Origin of the sequence: Agrobacterium sp. CCNWLW32 (assembly GCF_037083425.1) — a bacterium.
In the GTDB taxonomy this organism is placed as follows: Bacteria; Pseudomonadota; Alphaproteobacteria; order Rhizobiales; family Rhizobiaceae; genus Agrobacterium; species Agrobacterium radiobacter.
Genome location: NZ_JBAOJM010000005.1, coordinates 117094 through 137018, shown reverse-complemented (window position 1 = coordinate 137018; position 19925 = coordinate 117094). Strand labels below are relative to the sequence as shown.

Sequence of the window (19925 nt, the reverse complement as noted above, 5' to 3'; positions counted from 1 at the left end):
AGCGGGGCGGAGAAGCGTTATTCCACGCTTTCAACGTCATGAAGCCGCCGCCTTTTATGCGGACAATCGCTGCGATGAAGGAGAATAGAATGAACGACCTCACCACCGGCGAAACGGCCACCGCAAACGCAACGCAAAACGGCGTGACGCGACGTGGCGTGCTGACGGCATTTTCCATGGCCGCGGTGATCGCCGGCCTATCGCCGCTTGACGCCTTTGCCCAGGCGGCCGGCAATAGCGCGACCGCACAGAAAATCGCCAATCACTTCTCGTCGGTCAAAACCATGATGGGGGAATTCGTCCAGTTCGGCCCGCGTGGTGAGCAGACCGGCGGCAAGTTTTACATCGAACGGCCCGGCAAGCTTCGTTTCAATTACGAGGACCCATCGCCCATGCGCGTCATTGCCGACGGCAGGAACGTCGTCATTGGCAATATGAAGCTGAAGACATGGGATCTTTATCCGCTCTCCAAAACGCCGCTCAGCCTGCTTCTGTCCGACAAGATCGATCTCGGCAACCAGAAGGTCCGGAACGTGAAGGAAGAATCGGATCTGACCACAATCGTGCTGGGCGACAAGAGCGTCTTCGGCGATTCCACCATTACCCTGATGTTCGATCCGAAGACCTTCGACCTGAGGCAATGGACGACGACCGACGCCCAGAACAAGGACACGACCGTCATGATCTTCAACGTCCAGACCGGCGTAAACCTTGATGAACGCGTCTTCAGCATCAATTATGAGGAAGTCCGTAAAGGCGGCTGAGGCATCAAGCCCACGGAAACTTTTGAAAGGCGGCCCTGCGGTCGCCTTTTTCATTTTAGCGCTAAAATAAATTCCCGTTTTCATCGCGATGTTATAAGCCTGCGCCCCGGAAACATGTCACGGGCCATGCGGTTCGCGGCAATAAAAGCGGAGCACATGCATGTCGTTTTCGATAACCACCTGGAACATCAACTCGGTCAGGCTCAGAATGCCGATCGTTGAGCAGTTTCTGGTGCGTTACAAGCCCGACATTCTCTGCCTGCAGGAAACGAAATGCCCGAATGGCGAGTTTCCGATGAAGCCGCTGAAGGCGCTGGGTTATGAGCACGTCATCATCCATGGCCAGAAGGGCTATCACGGCGTCGCCATCGCCTCGAAGATTCCGCTGACCGAAGATCATCGACAGGACTATTGCGGAATCGGTGACGCGCGGCACATTTCCGCGATTTTCCAGGTTGGATCGCGCCGTGTGCGGCTGCATAATTTTTATGTGCCGGCGGGCGGTGACGAGCCGGATCGCTCAATCAATCCGAAATTCGGCCACAAGCTCGATTTCATCGAGGAAATGAAGGCGCTGCGTGCCGATGGCGTGCCCGGCACCTCGTCCATTCTCGTCGGCGATCTCAACATCGCACCGCTCGAAAATGACGTCTGGTCCCACAAGCAGCTTCTGAAGATCGTCAGCCACACGCCTGTTGAAACCGAGGGGATGCTTGACATCATGAAGCAGGGCAACTGGCTTGATCTGATGCGTCTGAACGTGCCTGAGACTGAAAAGATCTATACTTGGTGGAGCTACCGCGCCAAGGATTGGGAGGCGGCTGATCGCGGCCGCCGTCTTGACCATATCTGGTCTTCGCAGGATCTCGGCCCCTCGCTTGAAAAAATCGACATATTGCGCGAGGCCCGTGGCTGGAACCGGCCATCGGACCACGTTCCGGTCACCGCCCAGTTCCGGTTTTGAGCCGGCGCGTTTGACTTGACGTCAGACGAAGCGGTTCTGCAACCGGGCCGCACCCGCCGCCAAAGACGCGATATTGTCGCGAATACGCGCCGATACGATATCGGCCACTTCCGGAAACTCCTCCACTAGCCGGTGAAAGAGGATGCGCGTTATCCGAATGACTTCGGAATCCTCAGCCGCGACCGCAGTGAACTTTCTTTCGCAAAGCGTGAAAAGCGCCAGCTCCGAAAGCAGCGCCCCTTTTCCGGGCGTCGCCTGCAGCACGGGCTTGCCATCCCGCCCGGCCGTGAAAAGCTCGAAATGGCCCGATGTCACCGCAAAGGCGCATTCGGCCGGTGAGTGCTCCCGGAACAATGTCTGCCCGGCAGATACACGGCGGCGTTCCGCACCGAAGGCGATGAGCCGCAGCTGGTCATCGCTGAACCCTGCAAACAACGGCACTTGCCCCAGCAGCATGATATCGTCCGTCAAGGCCATGTCGATCGTTACTCCGGAAAACGCCTGCATCACTATAGCGGTTTTCCAATATCAGTCCTCAAAATACAAGGTGTTAGAACGCCGCGCGCCTTTTCGGACGCGCGGCGTGAGCTTCAACGACGACATATGAAAGGCGCAACAAGGTCCCTGCTCAGGGAACGATCTTGTATCCGCCGTTCTCGGTGACCAGAATTTCAGCGTTGGACGGGTCGCGTTCAATCTTCTGGCGCAGACGATAGACATGCGTTTCGAGCGTGTGTGTCGTCACCCCGGAATTGTAACCCCAGACCTCTTCGAGCAGGACGTCGCGTGTCACGACGGTGCTGCCGGCGCGGTAGAGATAACGGATGATCGCCGCTTCCTTTTCCGTCAGCCGGATTTTCTTGCCATCCTCCGTCGTCAACAGCTTCTGGCTGGGTTTGAACTGATAGGGGCCGACAGTGAAAACCGCATCTTCACTCTGCTCGTATTGGCGCAGCTGCGCCCGGATACGCGCCAGAAGCACGGCGAAACGGAAAGGTTTCGTCACATAGTCGTTGGCACCAGCTTCCAACCCAAGGATAGTATCGGAATCAGTGTCGTGCCCAGTCAGCATGATGATCGGCGCCTTGAAGCCGCCCTTGCGCAACAGCTTCACCGCCTCACGGCCGTCCATGTCCGGAAGGCCGACATCCATGATCAAAAGATCGACCTGAGCGGTCTTGGCGGTCTGCATCGCCTGTGCGGCGTTTGCGCCGCTCAAAAGCGAGAATTCCTCATAGGGAGACAATTGCTCGGTCAGCGTCTCCCGAAGATCGTCGTCATCGTCCACCAGAAGGATAGTGCGAGCCGTCATTCGGATTCTCAGCCTTTCTTACTTTAGCGCACCAGCCCAAAAATCAGGTTCGATTTTCGAGAAGCACGATGCGTAGTTTAAAAGAGTTAGAGCGTCCCTTGGGCGTCCGAAAAGACGCCTGGCGCTCCAATTATCAGCCAATTCAGCGGTTTGCCGATAAAAGGTCAACCCATTGCCTTGATATAACGAAGTGCTATGACTTCACGTTAAATAACCTGCAAAGCAAAATCTCGTGAAAAACATGAGCATACAGCCCGCAAGACAACGTAAACGCGCATCGACGCTCATGGTTCGGCCAGCCCCTTCGAAAATCAGCCGCGCCATCGTCCAGCTCGGACACCTCACTTTTCCAGCCGCGATCGGTCGAAATGGCCGCACCGCACTGAAACGCGAGGGAGACGGAAAATCCCCCATTTCCACCACGCGCCTCCTGCACGGGTTCTATCGCGGCGACCGCCTTCCCGGCATCGCCACGGCGTTGCCGATGCAGCGAACACGGAAGTCCATGTTATGGTGCGACGAGCCACGCAACGCCAATTATAACAGGCTGGTCAAGGCGCCCTTCGCCCTGAGCCATGAAGAAATGATGCGCAAGGACGGCCTCTACGACGTCTGCCTGGTGCTTGACTGGAACATCACCGCGAGAAGCCGCAACCGGGGCTCGGCGATCTTCATGCATCTGATCCGACCGGGATATGAGCCGACCGCAGGCTGCGTCGCCCTGCACCCCCGAGACATGCGCCGCATTCTACCGTATCTGCGCAAGGACACAAAGATCCGCATCCTGTGACGTTGAGCCTGCAAGCAGCCAACAAAAAACCCGCCATTAAGGCGGGTTTTTTTAGAAGGAAAAAGCCTGATATTAAGCGGCTTCGTCCTGAGAATCGTCCTCTTCAACGGTCTTGCCACGCTTGGGGCCCTTGGCAAGGTTGACTTCCACCAGGCGAACAGCCTCGGTTTCCGACATCTTGTTGACGGCGGCGATTTCGCGCGCCATGCGATCGAGCGCAGCCTCATAAAGCTGACGCTCGGAATAGGACTGCTCCGGCTGGTTTTCCGCACGGTAGAGATCGCGCACAACTTCCGCAATTGCGATGAGATCGCCGGAATTGATCTTCGCATCATATTCCTGCGCGCGGCGCGACCACATGGTACGCTTCACACGCGCCTTGCCCTGCACCACTTTCAGCGCCCGCTCGACAAAATCGCCTTCGGAAAGCTTGCGCATGCCGATGCTGACGGCTTTTGCGACGGGAACTTTAAGACGCATCTTGTCTTTTTCGAAATCGATGACAAAAAGCTCAAGCTTCATGCCGGCAACTTCTTGTTCCTCGATTGCAGAAATGGTACCGACACCATGAGCGGGATACACAATCGCTTCACCGGTCTTGAAACCGTGATGTGCTGGAGATTTCTTCTGCTGGGTCGTCATTCGTTCTAAAAACTCCCTGTTACATACCCGGGGATGCCGGGGTTGGGTCGGTCAGGCCCTGATGAGACGGGGGAACCGTCAGGTGACTCCGCACTGGTCCAGCCGTGCACGCAAAAACACACCTTCCCGTCTTGCGGGGTTCGATAACGTAAACGCTCGATATGTCACGGAAACCGCGTGCAAAAGAGGTGTTGCTTTCGTGGTGTTTTTGGGCACACAAATGCCACGCTGTGGATCAGTGTCGTTGGTGTACCACAAAAATAGGCGCAAATCAATAATTTGCTTCGACCGTGGCCGCAACATCACATGGCGGCCAAAGAACCGCCTAAAAATTAGCCGCAGAAATACTGTCAAAATGCTTCGTGACAGGCCTCATGGCAAAAGGAGCAAAAAAATTTCGTTTCCAAACTGCAGAAACACGAAAGCCTCTTAAACTCTTCGTAATTCCACGCCAATATCCGATTCGACTGAAAAGGCAAAATCCGCAAATTGGCGATGCTTTTTTATATTAAAGTGTGATTTTTGGAGGAATCCACGTCAAATGGGCTATAGAAACAATCCAAAACGCGAAAAACAGATCGAAAAAGCGCGCCAGCAGGCAATTGCCGAAAATGTCCAATTTCTTGATCCAGGTATTCTTTATGGAAGGGCAAGTGCGGACGATATAGAATATTATTCCGCAGAGATGCTGGCGGCGAGCGCGGCCCACAGTTTCCAGGCACTTTCGCACTGGACGGGAGAGGTTCCGTACATCGGCATCTCCCAGGTGGAGGGCGTTTCACCGCGGGACATTCCGGTAACGGTTCTGACCATTATCGGCCGCAATATGCCTTTCCTTTATGATTCCGTCATGGGCGAGGTCACCAGCAGCTATCGCGGCCTTTATCTCGCCGTGCACCCGATACTGGTGCGCGACGAAAGCGCGCAGGCAGGCTATCGTCTTGCGGAACCGGAGGATGATCCCGCTGAAAATATCAGCCTCATCCAGCTGCATATCGCGCCGCTCACGCAGCAGGCCGCCGCAGCGCTGGAAGAGAAGCTGCGCTTCGTACTGACGCAGGTCCAGTCAGCCTATCGCGACTGGCGGCCCATGCTGGCGAAACTCGACGAGGCGCTGGACGAATTGTCCAAGCGCGGCTCATCGCGGCGCAAGACGGAGCGAACGGAAGCGGTCGAATTCCTCAACTGGCTTCGCAATGACAATTTCACCTTCCTCGGCATGCGTGACTATACCTATTCCGGCAAGGGAAAGAACGCGAAGATCGAACGCGGTGACGGCGTCGGCCTCGGCAGTCTCAGCGATCCGGATGTGCGCGTGCTGCGTCTCGGCAAGAACGCCGTGACGACGACCCCGGAAATCCTTGCCTTCCTCGACGGCCCGGATTTCCTCATCGTCACCAAGGCCAATGTGAAATCCATCGTGCACCGCCGCGCCTATATGGATTATATCGGCATCAAACGCTTCGACGAGGACGGCAATGTCATCGGCGAATTGCGCATCGTCGGCCTCTTCACCGCCACCGCCTACACGCGCTCGGTCAAACAGATACCCTTGCTGCGCGCCAAGGTCGCGGAAGTCGAACGGCATTTCGGCTTCGATCCGAACAGCCACTCCGGCCGCATCCTGCAGAACACGCTGGAAGCCTACCCGCGCGACGATCTCTTCCAGATCGAAACGGATCTTCTGATCCGCTTCGTCGAGCAGATCATGGAACTGAGCGACCGGCCACGCGTGCGCGTGCTTGCGCGTATCGACCGTTTCGACCGCTTCGTTTCGGCCATCATCTTCGTTCCGCGTGAGGAATATAATTCCTATGTGCGTGAGAAGATCGGCGATTATCTGAGCAGGGTCTATGACGGGCATATTTCCGCCTATTATCCCGCCTTCCCCGAAGGCGCCGTCGCCCGCGTGCACTTCATCGTCGGGCGCACGGAAGGCAAAACCCCACGCATTGCCCAGGACAAGCTCGAAGATGCCGTCAGCGATATTGCAGCGCGCTGGATAGACCACTTCATTGCGCTGTCGGAGCCCGGTGCGCCGGTGCTGGAGGTGGATCAGGCGTATCAGGAGGCCTTCACGCCGGAAGAGGCGATCGGCGACATGCCCGATATTCTGGGTGCCGCGAAGGGTGAGCCGGTCCGCATCGAATTTTACCAGCAGGAAGGCCAGTCGGCCGACACGCTGTCCTTGAAAATCTTCCACCGCGACGGTCACCTGCCGCTTTCGCGCCGCGTACCGCTGCTCGAAAATCTCGGCTTCAACGTCATCAGTGAGCGCACCTTCGACATCGGTGTGGTTTCAGATGGCGAGAAGCGCGATATCGTTCTGCACGATATGGAACTCTCTGTCGCAGCCGGCACGACGCTCGATCTGCCGCATTACGGACCGAAGCTCGAAGAAGCCTTCCTTGCCGCCTTCTCCGGCAAGGTCGATAACGACAACTTCAACCGCCTGATCCTCACCAGCGGTTTGACAGTGCGCGAAGTTTCCGTCCTGCGCGCCTATGCCCGTTATCTGCGCCAGACCGGCATCGTTTATTCACAGGAGCATATTTCCGAAACGCTCTATAAATATCCTGACATTTCGCGGAATATTTTCGCGCTGTTCAAGGCCGGCTTCGATCCGTCTGTTGAGGAAAAGAAGCGGGTGAAGAAACTCGCCGAGATACACAAGGCAATCGAAGCGGCATTGAGCGGCGTTCCCAATCTCGATGAGGACCGCACCCTCCGACGTTACGTCAACGCCATCGACGCGACGCTGCGCACCAACTACTTCCAGAAAAACGCCGATGGCACGCCGCGTGACATTCTGGCGTTCAAGTTCGATCCCAAACATCTTGATGGCCTGCCCGACCCGCGCCCCTTCCGCGAAATCTTCGTTTATGGAACCGAGGTCGAAGGTGTGCATCTGCGCTTCGGCAAGGTCGCACGTGGTGGTCTGCGCTGGTCGGATCGCGGCCAGGATTACCGCACGGAAGTGCTCGGTCTCGTCAAGGCGCAGCAGGTCAAGAATGCGGTGATCGTTCCTGTTGGCGCCAAGGGCGGCTTCTTCCCGAAGAGCCTGCCCGCCGGCGGCTCCCGCGATGAGGTCTTTAATGCCGGCCGCGAAGCCTACAAGACCTATATCCGCACCCTGCTGTCCATCACCGACAATATCGTTGATGACGCTATCGTGCCGCCGGCCGATACGCTGCGGCTCGATGGCGACGATCCCTATTTCGTTGTCGCCGCCGACAAGGGAACAGCAACCTTCTCCGATACGGCGAATGGCCTTGCCCACGACGCCGGCTTCTGGCTGGACGATGCCTTCGCATCGGGTGGCTCGGCCGGTTACGACCACAAGAAGATGGGCATCACCGCGCGTGGCGCCTGGGAAACCGTAAAACGCCATTTCCGTGAAATGGGCACCGACATACAGACCACGCCCTTCACCGTGGCAGGCGTGGGCGACATGTCCGGCGACGTTTTCGGCAACGGCATGCTGCTGTCGGAAAAGATCAGGCTGATTGCGGCCTTCGATCACCGCGACATCTTCATCGACCCGGACCCCGATACCGACAAGTCCTTTGCCGAGCGCAAGCGGCTTTTCGAACTGCCCCGTTCCAGCTGGCAGGATTACGACCGTTCAACGCTCTCCGGCGGCGCGATGATCATTTCGCGCTCCGAAAAATCGGTGACGCTGACGCCAGAAGCCGTGGCTGCCATTGGCATCGACAAATCCGTCGCCACGCCCTTCGAGATCATGACCGCCATCCTGAAGGCGCCGACCGATCTTCTGTGGTTCGGTGGCATCGGCACCTACATCAAGGCGGCGGTGGAAACCAATGCCGAGGTGGGCGACAGGGCGAATGACCCCATCCGCGTCAACGCAACGGAGTTGCGTGCGAAGGTCATCGGCGAAGGCGCCAATCTGGGCATCACCCAGAAGGGCCGCATCGCCTATTCGCTCTCGGGCGGGCGTTGCAATTCCGACGCGATCGACAATTCGGCGGGCGTGAATTCCTCCGACGTCGAGGTCAACATCAAGATCGCACTGGCCTCCGCCGTTAATAGTGGTCGCCTGACGATGCCGAAACGCAACCAGCTTCTCGCTTCCATGACGCCGGAAGTGGCGCAGCTCGTGCTGCGCAACAACTACCTGCAATCCCTGGCGATCTCGTTGACGGAGCGGCTGGGGCTCGCCAACCGGGAAGAGCTCGGCCGCCTGATGAGCGCATTGGAGGCAACCGGACAGCTGAACCGCAAGGTGGAAACCCTGCCGAACAATGCCGAACTCAGCGAAAGATATGCCTCCGGCAAACCGCTGACCCGGCCGGAAATCGGCGTGCTTCTGTCTTATGCCAAGCTGACCCTGTTCGACGCATTGGTGGCAAGCCCGCTTCCGGACGAGCCCTATCTCCAGCATCTGCTGGTCGATTATTTCCCGGCCAAGATGCAGAAGAACTATGCCGACGATATCAAGGCGCATCGTCTGCACCGCGAAATCGTCGCGACCGCACTCGCCAATGCCGTGGTTAATCGCGGTGGCCCGGGCTTCGTACAGAAACTTGCCGATGCGAGCGGTCTTCTGGCCGCTGATGTCGTCAAGGCGGCGGTGATCGTCGAGGACGGTTTTGGTCTCAAACGTCTTTGGAGCGAAGTCGACGCGCTTGACGGCAAGATCGGAGGTGAAGTCCAGAACGGGCTTTATGCGACGATCACGCGTATCTTCTCGGATGCGAGCAGACTTTACCTGCAAACCGGGAGTGCGGGCGCGGCGACGGGCGACATGGCGACCGAGATCGAGCGCCTGAAAACCGCGATCAAGACGCTGTCGCCAGCGGCAGCGAAATATCGCCGGGAGCTTGGCGTCACGGAAATCGACGGCGTTCCCCCAGCTCTTCTGGAGGAACTCGATACGCTTTCGCTGCTGATCTATGTGCCTGAAATCATGCGCATCGCCGAAAGTGCGGGCACGACGCTCGCCCGCGCCGCCGAAAGCTATGCCACCGTCTCCTCGACTTTCCGTGTCGCGCGTCTGCTGGATGCCAGCCAGCGCATCACGCCGGCGGATCATTACGAGAGTCTGGCTCTCCTGCGCAGCCAGGATCAGATCTCCTCGTCGAGACGACGGATCGTCATCTCCGCGCTGACGGAATATGCCAAGGAAAAGGATCCGGTTCAGGCCTGGTATGCGGCAGACCGCGTGCGCGTCAACCGTATCGTCTCTGAACTCGGCGCACTCAGCGACAGCGGCGATACCAACCTTGCCCGTCTGACGGTCGCGGCGGGGCTGCTTGGCGATATCGTTCAGGCACGCTGATCGGCAGCCTAGAAAAATGCCATCCGGGTCACTGCCCCGGATGGTGTCAGACAAGTCGGATGCACCCGCATCGCGCATTTTATTTCCCGATTTTCCGATAGGACGATGAATGACTGCCCCTTCCCCAAATGCGGAAACAGTGGTTGCCAAACGCGGCATCTGGGGCTGGGTGATGTTCGACTGGGCGGCGCAGCCGTTTTTCACGGTCGTCACAACCTTCGTTTTCGGACCCTATTTCGTCGCACGGCTCACCGACGATCCGATTTCGGCGCAGGCGACATGGAGCAACATGGCGACGGTGTCGTCGATCATCATCGCCCTCTTCTCCCCCATTCTCGGCTCCATCGCCGACCAGTCCGGCGCACGCAAGCCGTGGATCGCCTTTTTTGCCGCCATCAAGATCGTCAGTCTTTTCTTCCTGTGGTTCGCAACACCGGGATCGCCGCTCATCCTGCCGATTATCTGTATTATCCTCGCTTCCATCGCGGCCGAATTCTCGATTGTCTTCAACGATTCCATGATGCCGCGGCTGACCAATCCGCAAAATGTCGGGCGCATTTCCAATCTCGCCTGGGGGCTTGGTTATCTCGGCGGGATGGTGGTGCTGACCGCCGTGGTGACGCTTCTGGCCGTAAGCCCTAAAACCGGGCTGACATTGGCCGGAATTACGCCGCTCTTAGGACTGGACCCCGCCAGCGGTGCGGATGCGCGAGTAACCGGGCCAATTGCCGCAATCTGGTATCTCGTCTTCATTCTACCAATGTTCCTGTTCACGCCCGATGCGAGAAGGGGCCTGCCCTTCGGCGTGGCGATCCGCTCAGGGCTTTCTGAACTTAACAACACGTTGCGTGAGCTGCGCAGCCGCCCGCTTCTGCTACGATTTTTCATCGCCCGGATGCTGTATCAGGATGGCGTGAATGGGCTCATCATCCTCGGAGGAACGTTTGCTGCCGGAATGTTCGGCTGGGAAACTATGGAAATAGGCCTTTTTGGCATTTTGCTTAATATAGTTGCCATCGCAGGCTGTTTCACGGCCGGGCGCGTCGATCAGACACTCGGTTCTCGTATCACCATTCTGATTAGCCTGTCGCTCCTGCTGCTCGCGACGCTCGGACTCGTCTCGACGGACAAAGACTCCACCCTTTTCGGCCTGCTACAATTATCGACCGCAGATAATGGCGGCATCTTCGCCACCGGCGCGGAAAAGGCCTATCTGCTTTATGGTGTGTTGATCGGCCTTGCCTTCGGCCCCGTTCAGGCCTCGTCACGATCTTATCTCGCCCGCAACATCACCGTGGCGGAGGCGGGCCGTTATTTCGGTATTTATGCGCTCTCCGGACGCGCCACCAGCTTCATGGCGACGCTGTCGTTTTCCATAGCAACCACAATAAGCGGCTCGGCCCATATCGGCATGGCGACGCTCATCGTATTTCTGGGATCAGGGTTCCTACTATTGCTGCGCGTGCCGGAAAGAACGGCAGGCTGAAAGTCTGAAGCAAAATCCGATGCGGTTTGCTGAAACCGGGCATCGGCCCGACAGGATCAGAGCTGATCGAGCTTTTGCTGCAATGCGCGCAACTGCGCCTTCAGCTCATCGATTTCGGATGCATTCGGCTTGCGGGTTTCCTTGGGCGCCTGCGGCATTGCGAAAGGCGTGAAGCCCTGCATCGCCTGGCGGAAGAGTTCAGTGTTGCGGCGGATCTGCTCTTCCATCATCTGCAGCGGCGCCTGGAAATTGCGCGCCAGCGAACCGTCGCCGAAGGCCTTGGCCATGTGCTCCTGCATCTGGCTCTGCTGATCGGAGAAGGTCTTCATCGAATGTTCGAGAAATGTCGGCACCACCATCTGCATCTGGTCGCCGTAATAGGAGATCAATTGCCGCAGAAACGCCGTCGGTAGCAGCGTATTGCCGGTTTTGGCCTCCTGTTCGACGATGATCTGCGTCAGGACCGCGTGGGTAATATCCTCTGATGATTTGGCATCCTGAACCTTGAAGTCCTCGCCGCGTTTGACCATCTGCGCCAGATCATCAAGCGTCACATAGGTACTGGTGCCGGTATTATAGAGCCGCCTGTTGGCGTATTTTTTAATGATTGTTTCGCCGTCGTGTTTCGCCATGCCCGCCTCCTCGCGATGATGGTATTTTCTTGTTTTTTGGTGTTATTGCTCTTCCCACCGCAAAGTGTATGCGCAAAACAAGCCCTCTGACAAATGTTTTGTGCATCGCAACAGTTTGTTTTTTGCGCAGCAATTTTCCGCAAGATTCCAGCGTGATTTAGCAACATCTTTTAAAGCAACTTTCGCCATTTGACTTGTATTGAAAGCTTTGCCAGTCTCCGCCCGCAAGTGAGGAGAAAACTAATGACCCTGCCTTCAATCGTAATTGCCAGCGCCGCGCGCACCGCAGTCGGCTCTTTCAATGGCCACTTTGCCAATACGCCAGCCCATGAACTGGGGGCGACCGTCATCAGCGCCGTGCTGGAACGCGCCGGCGTCGCGGCTGGCGAAATCGATGAAGTCATTCTCGGTCAGGTCCTGACGGCGGGCGAAGGGCAGAACCCGGCGCGGCAGGCGGCGATGAAGGCCGGAATTCCCCAGGAAGCAACCGCCTTCGGTCTCAATCAGCTCTGTGGTTCCGGCCTGCGCGCCGTGGCCCTTGGCATGCAGCAGATCGTTACCGGCGATGCGGCCATCGTTATTGCCGGCGGCCAGGAATCCATGTCCATGGCGCCCCACTGCGCCCATTTGCGCGGCGGCGTGAAGATGGGCGATTTCAAGATGATCGACACCATGCTGAAAGACGGCCTGACTGACGCCTTTTACGGCTATCACATGGGCATCACTGCTGAAAACATCGCACGCCAATGGCAGCTTTCCCGCGATGAACAGGACCAATTTGCGGTCGCATCGCAAAATAAGGCCGAAGCCGCGCAGAATGCCGGTCGTTTCACTGACGAGATCGTTGCCTTCACGGTCAAAGGCCGCAAGGCCGATATCGTCATCGATGCGGATGAACATATCCGCGCTGGCGCTTCACTGGAAACGATGGCCAAGCTGCGCCCCGCCTTTGACAAGGAAGGCACCGTGACGGCGGGCAACGCCTCCGGTCTGAATGATGGTGCCGCCGCCACGCTTTTGATGTCGGAACAGGAGGCGGGAAAGCGCGGTATCAAGCCGCTGGCCCGTATCGCCTCCTGGGCGACGGCAGGTGTCGATCCGCAGATCATGGGCACCGGCCCCATCCCCGCCTCCCGCAAGGCGCTGGCCAAGGCTGGCTGGTCGATCAGCGATATTGGCCTTGTGGAAGCCAACGAAGCCTTTGCGGCCCAGTCCTGCGCGGTGGTGCGCGAACTTGGTCTTGATCCTGATATCGTCAACGTCAATGGCGGGGCGATTGCCATCGGCCATCCGATCGGCGCCTCCGGTGCGCGCGTCCTTAACACCCTGATTTTCGAAATGCGCCGCCGCAACGTGTCGAAGGGTCTCGCAACGCTCTGCATCGGCGGCGGCATGGGTGTCGCCATGTGCATCGAAGCACTCTGAAACCACCGCCTGACTTGTCAAAAAGCAATTCCGGTTCGGCGTGCAATAGGTTAGAAGCGGCCTCCCATTGGCCGCATTTCTGTGGCCGGTGAGCGCGACGAAAAACTTCTGCAAGATATGGAAGCATCCTCGCATATGCAGGCGCTTCAATGACAGGTCATGGAGGCCGATATGAGCCGGGTTGCTTTGATTTCCGGCGGGACGAGCGGCATAGGCGCCGCAATCGCCCGCGCCCTGCAGGCGGCCGGCTACCGCGTGGCCGTCAATTACGCTTTCACGACGGACAGGGCGGAAGCATTCCAGAAAGAAACCGGCATCCCTGCATTCCAGTGGGATGTGCGCGACTATGACGCCTGCGTCAGTGGCATTGCGAAGGTGGAAGAGACTTTGGGGCCTGTCGAAGTCCTCGTCAACAATGCCGGCATCACCCGCGATGCGATGTTCCACAAGATGACACCGCAGCAATGGCGCGAGGTGATCGACACCAACCTCACCGGCGTGTTCAACATGACGCACCCCGTCTGGCCGGGCATGCGCGACCGCGGCTTCGGTCGCATCGTCAATATTTCCTCCATCAATGGCCAGAAGGGACAGGCAGGGCAGGCCAACTACTCCGCCTCGAAGGCAGGCGATATCGGCTTCACCAAGGCGCTCGCCCAGGAGGGCGCCAGCCGCAACATCACCGTCAACGCCATCTGCCCCGGCTATATCGGCACGGAGATGGTAAGAGCGATCCCGGAAAAGGTTCTGGCCGAACGGATCGTGCCGCAAATTCCCGTAGGACGGTTGGGTGAACCCGAGGAAATCGCGCGCTGCGTTCTGTTTCTGGTTTCCGACGAGGCCGGCTTCATCACCGGCTCGACCATGACGGCCAATGGCGGACAATATTTCGCCTGAGGCCATCCATCGCCGCCCTGCCGGCCGCCTAAACTCAGTAAACTTTCCGTGATCTCGGCTTCGATAAATTTGCGGCGCACAAAAACTTGAAGATGAAAGACAGGAAAGACAGGCCGCCTAAACCAATGAAAATACGATAGTTTTTGTATAGTTTAGAATGAGTCTAGAAAACCCTTGGCGACTCATTTAATAGGTTTTTCTTGACATTGGCTGTCCTGTTTTGGTTTAAGAATGAAAACAACGTGTTGCGTCATACAGGCAGTCCATCATGCTGGTTTGCAGCTGCAATTACATCACTGATCACGATATCCGGGACGTCATTAACGAGCTCCTCGACGAGGACTGTTGGCAGCTCATCGTTCCTGCAAAAGTGTATCACGCCATGGAAAAACGCGGCCGCTGCTGCGGCTGTTTCCCGACCGTTGTCGACCTGATCATCAAAACGACTGAAGAATATCATGCCCGTCGCCACTCGACTGAGGCCGATGTTTTTGATTTTATGTCCCGCCTGAAGCAATTCCATGAAGAGAACAGGAGAGCGGACATTGAAAGGCGACAAAAAAGTCATCGAGCGGCTTAACGAGGCCCTTTTTCTCGAACTCGGTGCGGTAAACCAGTACTGGCTTCACTATCGTTTGCTGGAAGACTGGGGCTACACGAAGCTCGCCAAAAAGGAACGTGCTGAATCCATCGAGGAAATGCAGCACGCCGACAAGCTGGTCGCACGCATCATCTTCCTTGAAGGCCATCCCAACCTTCAGACGGTTTCGCCCCTGCGCATCGGCCAGAACGTCAAGGAAGTTCTGGAAGCTGACCTTGCCGGCGAATATGACGCCCGCACCTCCTACAAGAAATCGCGCGATATCTGTTATGAGGCCGGAGACTACGTCTCCATGAAGCTTTTCGAAGAACTGCTGATCGACGAGGAAGGCCATATCGACTTTCTCGAAACCCAGCTCGAACTGCTCGGCAAGATCGGCGAAGAGAAATACGGCCAGCTCAATGCCGATTCCGCCAACGAAGCGGAATAAGCACTGGCGACAGGACAGAAAAGGCGGCCCAGGCCGCCTTTTTTATTTGCCGGAAAGGTGCTGGAACTCCGCCACAACCTTCTCGTATACCGCCCGCTTGAAAGGCACGATGAGCTCCGGCAGGATTTCCATCGGCTTCCAGTCCCATGCGTCGAATTCGGCCGTGTGCCCGGTTGGCGGCGGATCGATCTGGATTTCGCTTTCATCGCCCTCGAAGCGGAACGCAAACCAGCGCTGCGCCTGCCCGCGATATTTGCCCCTGAGGCCGATACCAATCAGTTCGGGCGGCAGATCATAGTGAATCCAGTCGCTCGCTTCCGCAAGCAGGCTCACCGTTTTCATGCCCGTCTCTTCGTAGAGTTCGCGAATGGCGGCCGTCAAAGGCCGTTCGCCGTCATCGATGCCGCCCTGCGGCATCTGCCACAATTGCGGTGAACCGTCATATTCGGAATTGCCTTCCTTGATACGCCGACCGGCCCAGACGAGGCCCCGAGCGTTCAGAACCATTATTCCCGCACAGGGACGGTAAGGCAAATCTTCTGCTTTGATTGTCATGGGAAACCCGCACTGTCTCAACGCCGGAAATGGTCGCAGGCAAGGTTTACTGCCCCGCCTGCCCGGAAACAAGCGCGGAAACACCGACGATCTCAATACCGCGCCCGCCGGCCTCACGCGACCATTTCGAGATCGCCGCAACGCTTTCATCGAAGGCCGACGCAACGCCGATCGCCTGGCCATTACGCCGCGCAATCCGCTCCAGCTCGTCCAGCTTGCGCAGAATGGAAGCTTCGGTGACTTCGCCGTCGAGCAAAATATCGGCAAAGCCCTGCGGCGCGGAAATAGCCTTCGCGATCCCCCCGCTCAACGACTGCGCCGAGGAGCCATCATCCAGAAACAGCAGGCCACGCTTGCCGATGTCGCGCATGACAGGCTCCAAGGCCGCCTGCTCGGCAAGAAAGCGCCCGCCGAGATAATTCATGATGCCGGTGTAATTGGTGATTTTTGTCATGGAGCGATGCAGCCGGTCGATATTGACCTTGGCAGGGTCACCCGCCAGCAGCGTGTCCGGGCCGGGATTAGTACCCGGATAACCGAAGGGTTCCAGCGGTATCTGAAGAAGAATTTCATGTCCTTGCCGGCGCGCTTCCTGCATCCAGCGCTGCAGGCTGTTGCCGCTGGCGGCAAAACCAAGCGTGACCTCCGGCGGTAGGTCTCGGATCGCTTTTTGCGACCCCGTCTGGCTGAGACCCAGCCCGCCGACCACGATCGCCACCCGTGTGCCCCGTGCGCCCGACCAGGGCCGTGCATATTGCTCCATCGGCCGCAAACCGTCCGCGCCAACGACCGGCAATCTGCCGAATGCGGTTTCTTCCAGCAGCTCCTCATTGGGCCGCGTCGCCATGCGCGGATCCTGACCATAGGTCTGGCCGCTCATCAGCACCGGCCCGTCACCCTCGCGCGGGCGGGGGGAGTACACCGATACGACATTGCCATCAGGCATTGTCTCGCGATTGATATTGGCGCCGGAGCGCCCGCTTTGCGGCTGCAGAACGGCAGCATCACCGGGAGCCGTTACCTCGGCCAGTGCGGTTTCAGGTGTCTTGTCGGCAAGCTGAGGCTGTGCATCCGGCCCGCTCGCCGTCTTCTGCAAATTGCCGGGCGAAAGCGCCGTATAGACGGACAGGCCGACGATCGAAAAAAACGCAAGCACCGACAGAGCCATAATGACGGAAAAGCGCCGGTTAATACCGGCGCTTTTTTTCTGACGACCTAGAAGCGGTTTTCGCAGGTCCGAAGGCAATGAACGATCCGTCCAAACGGTTGGGCAATCGAGACAATGCGCCGGCTGACCGGCGCACTATCTTACTGCTTGTTGACCACAGCCTTGTCCGGGTTCGGCGGGAAAGACGGATCCGTCTTGGCGCCGCGCAACAGGTCCAGCGCGTAGTTGAGCTGGATGTCGTCCTTTGCTTCCGGCGGCACGTAGGCGGAGGAACCAGAACCTTCGTCCGTTTCACTCTGGCCCTTGATATGGCCGGTCAGACTGGATTCGCCTTCGGTCGTGACGCGACCCTGCAATTCCGGCGGCAAAGGCTGTTCAACCTTGATGTCAGGCGTAATGCCCGTGCCCTGGATCGATTTGCCCGACGGCGTGTAATAAAGCGCCGTGGTCAGACGCAACGCACCGGCCTCGCCGAGCGGGATGATCGTCTGGACCGAGCCCTTGCCGAAGGAGCGCGTGCCGACGACGGTCGCACGACGCAGATCCTGCAGGGCACCGGCAACGATTTCCGAAGCCGAAGCCGAACCGCCGTTGACGAGCACGATTACCGGCTTGCCATCGGTCAGATCACCGGCCGTCGCGTTGAAGCGGCGGGTCTCGTCGGGATTGCGGCCACGGGTCGAAACGACCTCACCGCGCTCGAGGAAGGCGTCGGAAACATTGATCGCCTGATCAAGCAGACCACCCGGGTTGAGGCGCAGATCGAGCACATAACCCTTCAGCTTGTCGGCAGGCACATCAGCCTTGATCTTCTTGATCGCCTTTTCGAGATCATCATAGGTCTTCTCGGTAAAGGAGATGACGCGCAGATAACCGACATTGTCACCCTCGACGCGGGACTTGACGGCCCGCACGGCAATGACATCGCGCATGACGGTGAATTCAAGCGGCTTGTCAGCGCCCTGGCGGATGATCGTCAGCTTGATCGGCGTCTTGACCGCGCCGCGCATCTTTTCAACCGCCTGTTCCAGCTTCAGGCCACGAACCGGCGTACCGTCAATTTCTGAAATGAAGTCGCCGGCGAGAATGCCTGCGCGGGAAGCCGGCGTGTCGTCGATCGGCGTGATGACCTTGACCAGCTCGTTCTCCATGGTCACTTCGATGCCGAGACCGCCGAATTCACCCTTGGTCTGGGTGCGCATATCGTTGGCATCCTTGGCATTCATGAAGCTCGAATGCGGATCGAGCGAGCTGAGCATGCCGTTAATGGCATTTTCCACCAGCTTCTCGTCATCCGGCGGCGTCACATATTGTGCGCGCACGCGCTCGAACACGTCACCAAAGATCGACAGTTCCTTATAGGTCGAAGGCCCGGCCGCCTGTGCCGGCATGCTCGCCGAATAAATCACACTCATCGCCGTGGCGCCCATAAGCCCACCGATAAGGAGAAGCGAAACCTTACGAATCATTGTGCGCCCTTCCGGTATTTTTTGCGGTCCACCACGGTTGGGAATCAACCGGTACACCATCTTTCCTGAACTCAATGTAGAGCGTTGGCCTGTCGGTTTCCAGCGCCAATGCTGCTGCACTCGCTACTCTTTTTGCACCCATGGAGGCGATGGGCTCTCCGGAGAACACGAACATGCCCTGCCGCGTCCTCACATTGTCCATGCCCGTCATCACCACATGATATCCGTTACCCGTATTGAGGATGATCATCCGGCCGTAACTGCGAAAATCTCCAGCAAACACCACGAAGCCGTCTGCAGGCGCCGTCACGATGGCTTCCGGTCCGCTCGCGACAACAATTCCCTTGGAAAAGTGGCCCGTTCCGTCCGCATCGCCGAAGCGCCGCAGCACCTCGCCGGCCACCGGCAACTCCAGCTTTCCCTTCAAACTCGCGAAGGGATATGCGGGCGCAATGCGGTTTTTATCGGGCATTCCCGCCTCGGCCGCGGCGCGTTCCTTCTCGCGTTCCGCCTCCGAAAGACGAGCAAGACGCTGCTCTTCCGCCCGCGCCTTTTCCATCGCTTCCCGCACCGAGGTAATCTCGCCTTCGAGCGAACTGACCAGCCCCTCAAGGCTCGTCGCCTTGCTCGCAAGCTCTTCAGATCGCTTGCGTTCCGCCTCCAGTTCGGCCGCCGTCTGGGAATTCTTGCGGTCATTTTCGGCAATCAGGAGGTCGAGGCGTTTTTCCTCTTCCAGACTTGCCGTCATCATACCCGTAAGATCACCCTTTTCGCGAGCGATTGCCTGCCTGACGTCGGTCAATTCTTTGAGAGCGGCGACGAGCTTGTCGGTTTCACCGCGAATGCCGGGCACGACGGCGCCGAGAAGAATGGCGCTGCGCACGGAAGCCAGTGCATCTTCAGGTGAAACGAGGAGAGCCGGTGGCGGGTTTCTGCCCATGCGCTGCAATGCGGCCAGAACCTCCGCCAGCACGCCGCGTCTTTCCCGCAATGATGCCTTGACGCCATCCTCACGGACCGAAAGCTTGGCCAGGCGATCCTCGCCGTCGCTGATCTTGGCTTCCAGCGCCTTGCGTCGGGCAGCCGATGCGATCAGTTCCTCGCGAATGCGCGCGCTGTCCTGATTGAGGGAGGCGATGCTTTCTTCGAGCGTCCTTGTCTTGTCTTCCGAAAGGCCGATGCTGTCGACCAGCTCCTCCAGATCCTGCCGGTTCTGGTCGCGGCGCTTCTCCAGCGTCTGCAGCGCATCCGGCGAGGAAGCATCGGTTGCCGCCGGGGCAGCGCCCGCATCGTCACGCGAATGGGTCGGACCGCCCCCCATGACGAAAGCAGCAATAACCGCGCCCGCAAGGGCAGCGTGCCGTTTTCGTTGAGGCGTGGTGTCCATTTGAGCTTTCTTTGATGCCGAAGCAGGAGCGCCGATATTAGGGATTTTGCCGCGATCTTCCAAGAGGCCTGAGAAAGGCCGCCGCCAAAGTCGTCCGCAGT

At 58.2% G+C, this 19925-nt stretch carries 17 protein-coding genes; 9 read left to right on the top strand and 8 right to left on the bottom strand.

Annotated features, from left to right (window positions below; genetic code table 11):
* The first annotated feature begins 38 nt into the window (after nucleotides 1–38).
* Both V6R85_RS13460 and V6R85_RS13455 read left to right on the top strand, forming a co-directional pair.
* Nucleotides 39–764 carry an outer membrane lipoprotein carrier protein LolA gene (locus tag V6R85_RS13460; protein WP_161974148.1) on the top strand — a complete coding sequence of 242 codons (726 nt, stop codon included), beginning with the start codon at nucleotides 39–41 and terminating at the stop codon, nucleotides 762–764.
* A 160-nt stretch (nucleotides 765–924) separates the two neighbouring features.
* Nucleotides 925–1728, top strand: coding sequence for an exodeoxyribonuclease III (locus V6R85_RS13455; protein ID WP_003505210.1), 804 nt, complete (start codon nucleotides 925–927; stop codon nucleotides 1726–1728).
* Nucleotides 1729–1749: 21 nt separating this feature from the next.
* Here the strand turns inward: V6R85_RS13455 and V6R85_RS13450 are convergent, their stop codons facing one another.
* On the bottom strand, nucleotides 1750–2205 hold the full coding sequence (locus V6R85_RS13450) for a cyclic nucleotide-binding domain-containing protein (protein WP_031233965.1): 456 nt from the start codon (nucleotides 2203–2205) through the stop codon (nucleotides 1750–1752).
* 151 nt (nucleotides 2206–2356) lie between these two features.
* The gene (locus V6R85_RS13445) at nucleotides 2357–3040 is read right to left on the bottom strand and encodes a response regulator transcription factor (protein ID WP_003505216.1); all 684 of its coding nucleotides are present in this window, start codon (nucleotides 3038–3040) and stop codon (nucleotides 2357–2359) included.
* A 286-nt stretch (nucleotides 3041–3326) separates the two neighbouring features.
* Here V6R85_RS13445 and V6R85_RS13440 point away from each other — a divergent pair, with 286 nt between their 5' ends.
* On the top strand, nucleotides 3327–3830 hold the full coding sequence (locus tag V6R85_RS13440) for a L,D-transpeptidase family protein (protein WP_031233964.1): 504 nt from the start codon (nucleotides 3327–3329) through the stop codon (nucleotides 3828–3830).
* Nucleotides 3831–3902: 72 nt separating this feature from the next.
* Here V6R85_RS13440 and V6R85_RS13435 read toward each other — a convergent pair whose 3' ends face one another.
* The gene (locus V6R85_RS13435) at nucleotides 3903–4472 is read right to left on the bottom strand and encodes a CarD family transcriptional regulator (protein ID WP_003505223.1); all 570 of its coding nucleotides are present in this window, start codon (nucleotides 4470–4472) and stop codon (nucleotides 3903–3905) included.
* A 541-nt stretch (nucleotides 4473–5013) separates the two neighbouring features.
* On the opposite strand from V6R85_RS13435, the gene V6R85_RS13430 reads away from it, so the two are divergent.
* Both V6R85_RS13430 and V6R85_RS13425 read left to right on the top strand, forming a co-directional pair.
* Nucleotides 5014–9774, top strand: coding sequence for an NAD-glutamate dehydrogenase (locus V6R85_RS13430; protein ID WP_111834617.1), 4761 nt, complete (start codon nucleotides 5014–5016; stop codon nucleotides 9772–9774).
* Between the two features lie 109 nt (nucleotides 9775–9883).
* Nucleotides 9884–11260, top strand: a complete 1377-nt coding sequence (locus V6R85_RS13425; protein ID WP_111834616.1) for an MFS transporter — start codon at nucleotides 9884–9886, stop codon at nucleotides 11258–11260.
* A gap of 56 nt (nucleotides 11261–11316) precedes the next feature.
* On the opposite strand, the gene phaR is transcribed toward V6R85_RS13425, so the two are convergent.
* A complete protein-coding gene (phaR, locus tag V6R85_RS13420; protein ID WP_003520279.1) occupies nucleotides 11317–11892 on the bottom strand; it encodes a polyhydroxyalkanoate synthesis repressor PhaR in 576 nt (191 codons plus the stop codon).
* A gap of 243 nt (nucleotides 11893–12135) precedes the next feature.
* Here phaR and V6R85_RS13415 point away from each other — a divergent pair, with 243 nt between their 5' ends.
* The 4 genes from V6R85_RS13415 to bfr all read left to right on the top strand — a co-directional run bounded on the left by V6R85_RS13415 (nucleotide 12136) and on the right by bfr (nucleotide 15245).
* Nucleotides 12136–13317, top strand: a complete 1182-nt coding sequence (locus tag V6R85_RS13415; RefSeq protein WP_003505229.1) for an acetyl-CoA C-acetyltransferase — start codon at nucleotides 12136–12138, stop codon at nucleotides 13315–13317.
* A 171-nt stretch (nucleotides 13318–13488) separates the two neighbouring features.
* Entirely contained in the window at nucleotides 13489–14214 is a 726-nt protein-coding gene (gene phbB, locus V6R85_RS13410) for an acetoacetyl-CoA reductase (protein ID WP_060725465.1), read from the top strand.
* A gap of 268 nt (nucleotides 14215–14482) precedes the next feature.
* Entirely contained in the window at nucleotides 14483–14794 is a 312-nt protein-coding gene (locus tag V6R85_RS13405) for a (2Fe-2S)-binding protein (protein ID WP_003505234.1), read from the top strand.
* Nucleotides 14760–15245 (top strand): bacterioferritin, encoded by a 486-nt coding sequence (gene bfr, locus V6R85_RS13400; protein ID WP_003505236.1) that lies wholly within the window; start codon nucleotides 14760–14762, stop codon nucleotides 15243–15245. The genes V6R85_RS13405 and bfr overlap by 35 nt, the downstream gene beginning before the upstream one ends.
* A gap of 42 nt (nucleotides 15246–15287) precedes the next feature.
* Here the strand turns inward: bfr and V6R85_RS13395 are convergent, their stop codons facing one another.
* The 4 genes from V6R85_RS13395 to V6R85_RS13380 form a co-directional block, all read right to left on the bottom strand.
* Nucleotides 15288–15800, bottom strand: coding sequence for an RNA pyrophosphohydrolase (locus tag V6R85_RS13395; RefSeq protein WP_080570260.1), 513 nt, complete (start codon nucleotides 15798–15800; stop codon nucleotides 15288–15290).
* A 46-nt stretch (nucleotides 15801–15846) separates the two neighbouring features.
* The gene (locus tag V6R85_RS13390; RefSeq protein ID WP_111834615.1) at nucleotides 15847–17046 is read right to left on the bottom strand and encodes a divergent polysaccharide deacetylase family protein; all 1200 of its coding nucleotides are present in this window, start codon (nucleotides 17044–17046) and stop codon (nucleotides 15847–15849) included.
* A 62-nt stretch (nucleotides 17047–17108) separates the two neighbouring features.
* The gene (locus tag V6R85_RS13385) at nucleotides 17109–18437 is read right to left on the bottom strand and encodes a S41 family peptidase (RefSeq protein ID WP_003505242.1); all 1329 of its coding nucleotides are present in this window, start codon (nucleotides 18435–18437) and stop codon (nucleotides 17109–17111) included.
* A complete protein-coding gene (locus V6R85_RS13380; RefSeq protein ID WP_111834614.1) occupies nucleotides 18427–19824 on the bottom strand; it encodes a murein hydrolase activator EnvC family protein in 1398 nt (465 codons plus the stop codon). The genes V6R85_RS13385 and V6R85_RS13380 overlap by 11 nt, the downstream gene beginning before the upstream one ends.
* Between the last annotated feature and the right edge of the window lie 101 nt (nucleotides 19825–19925).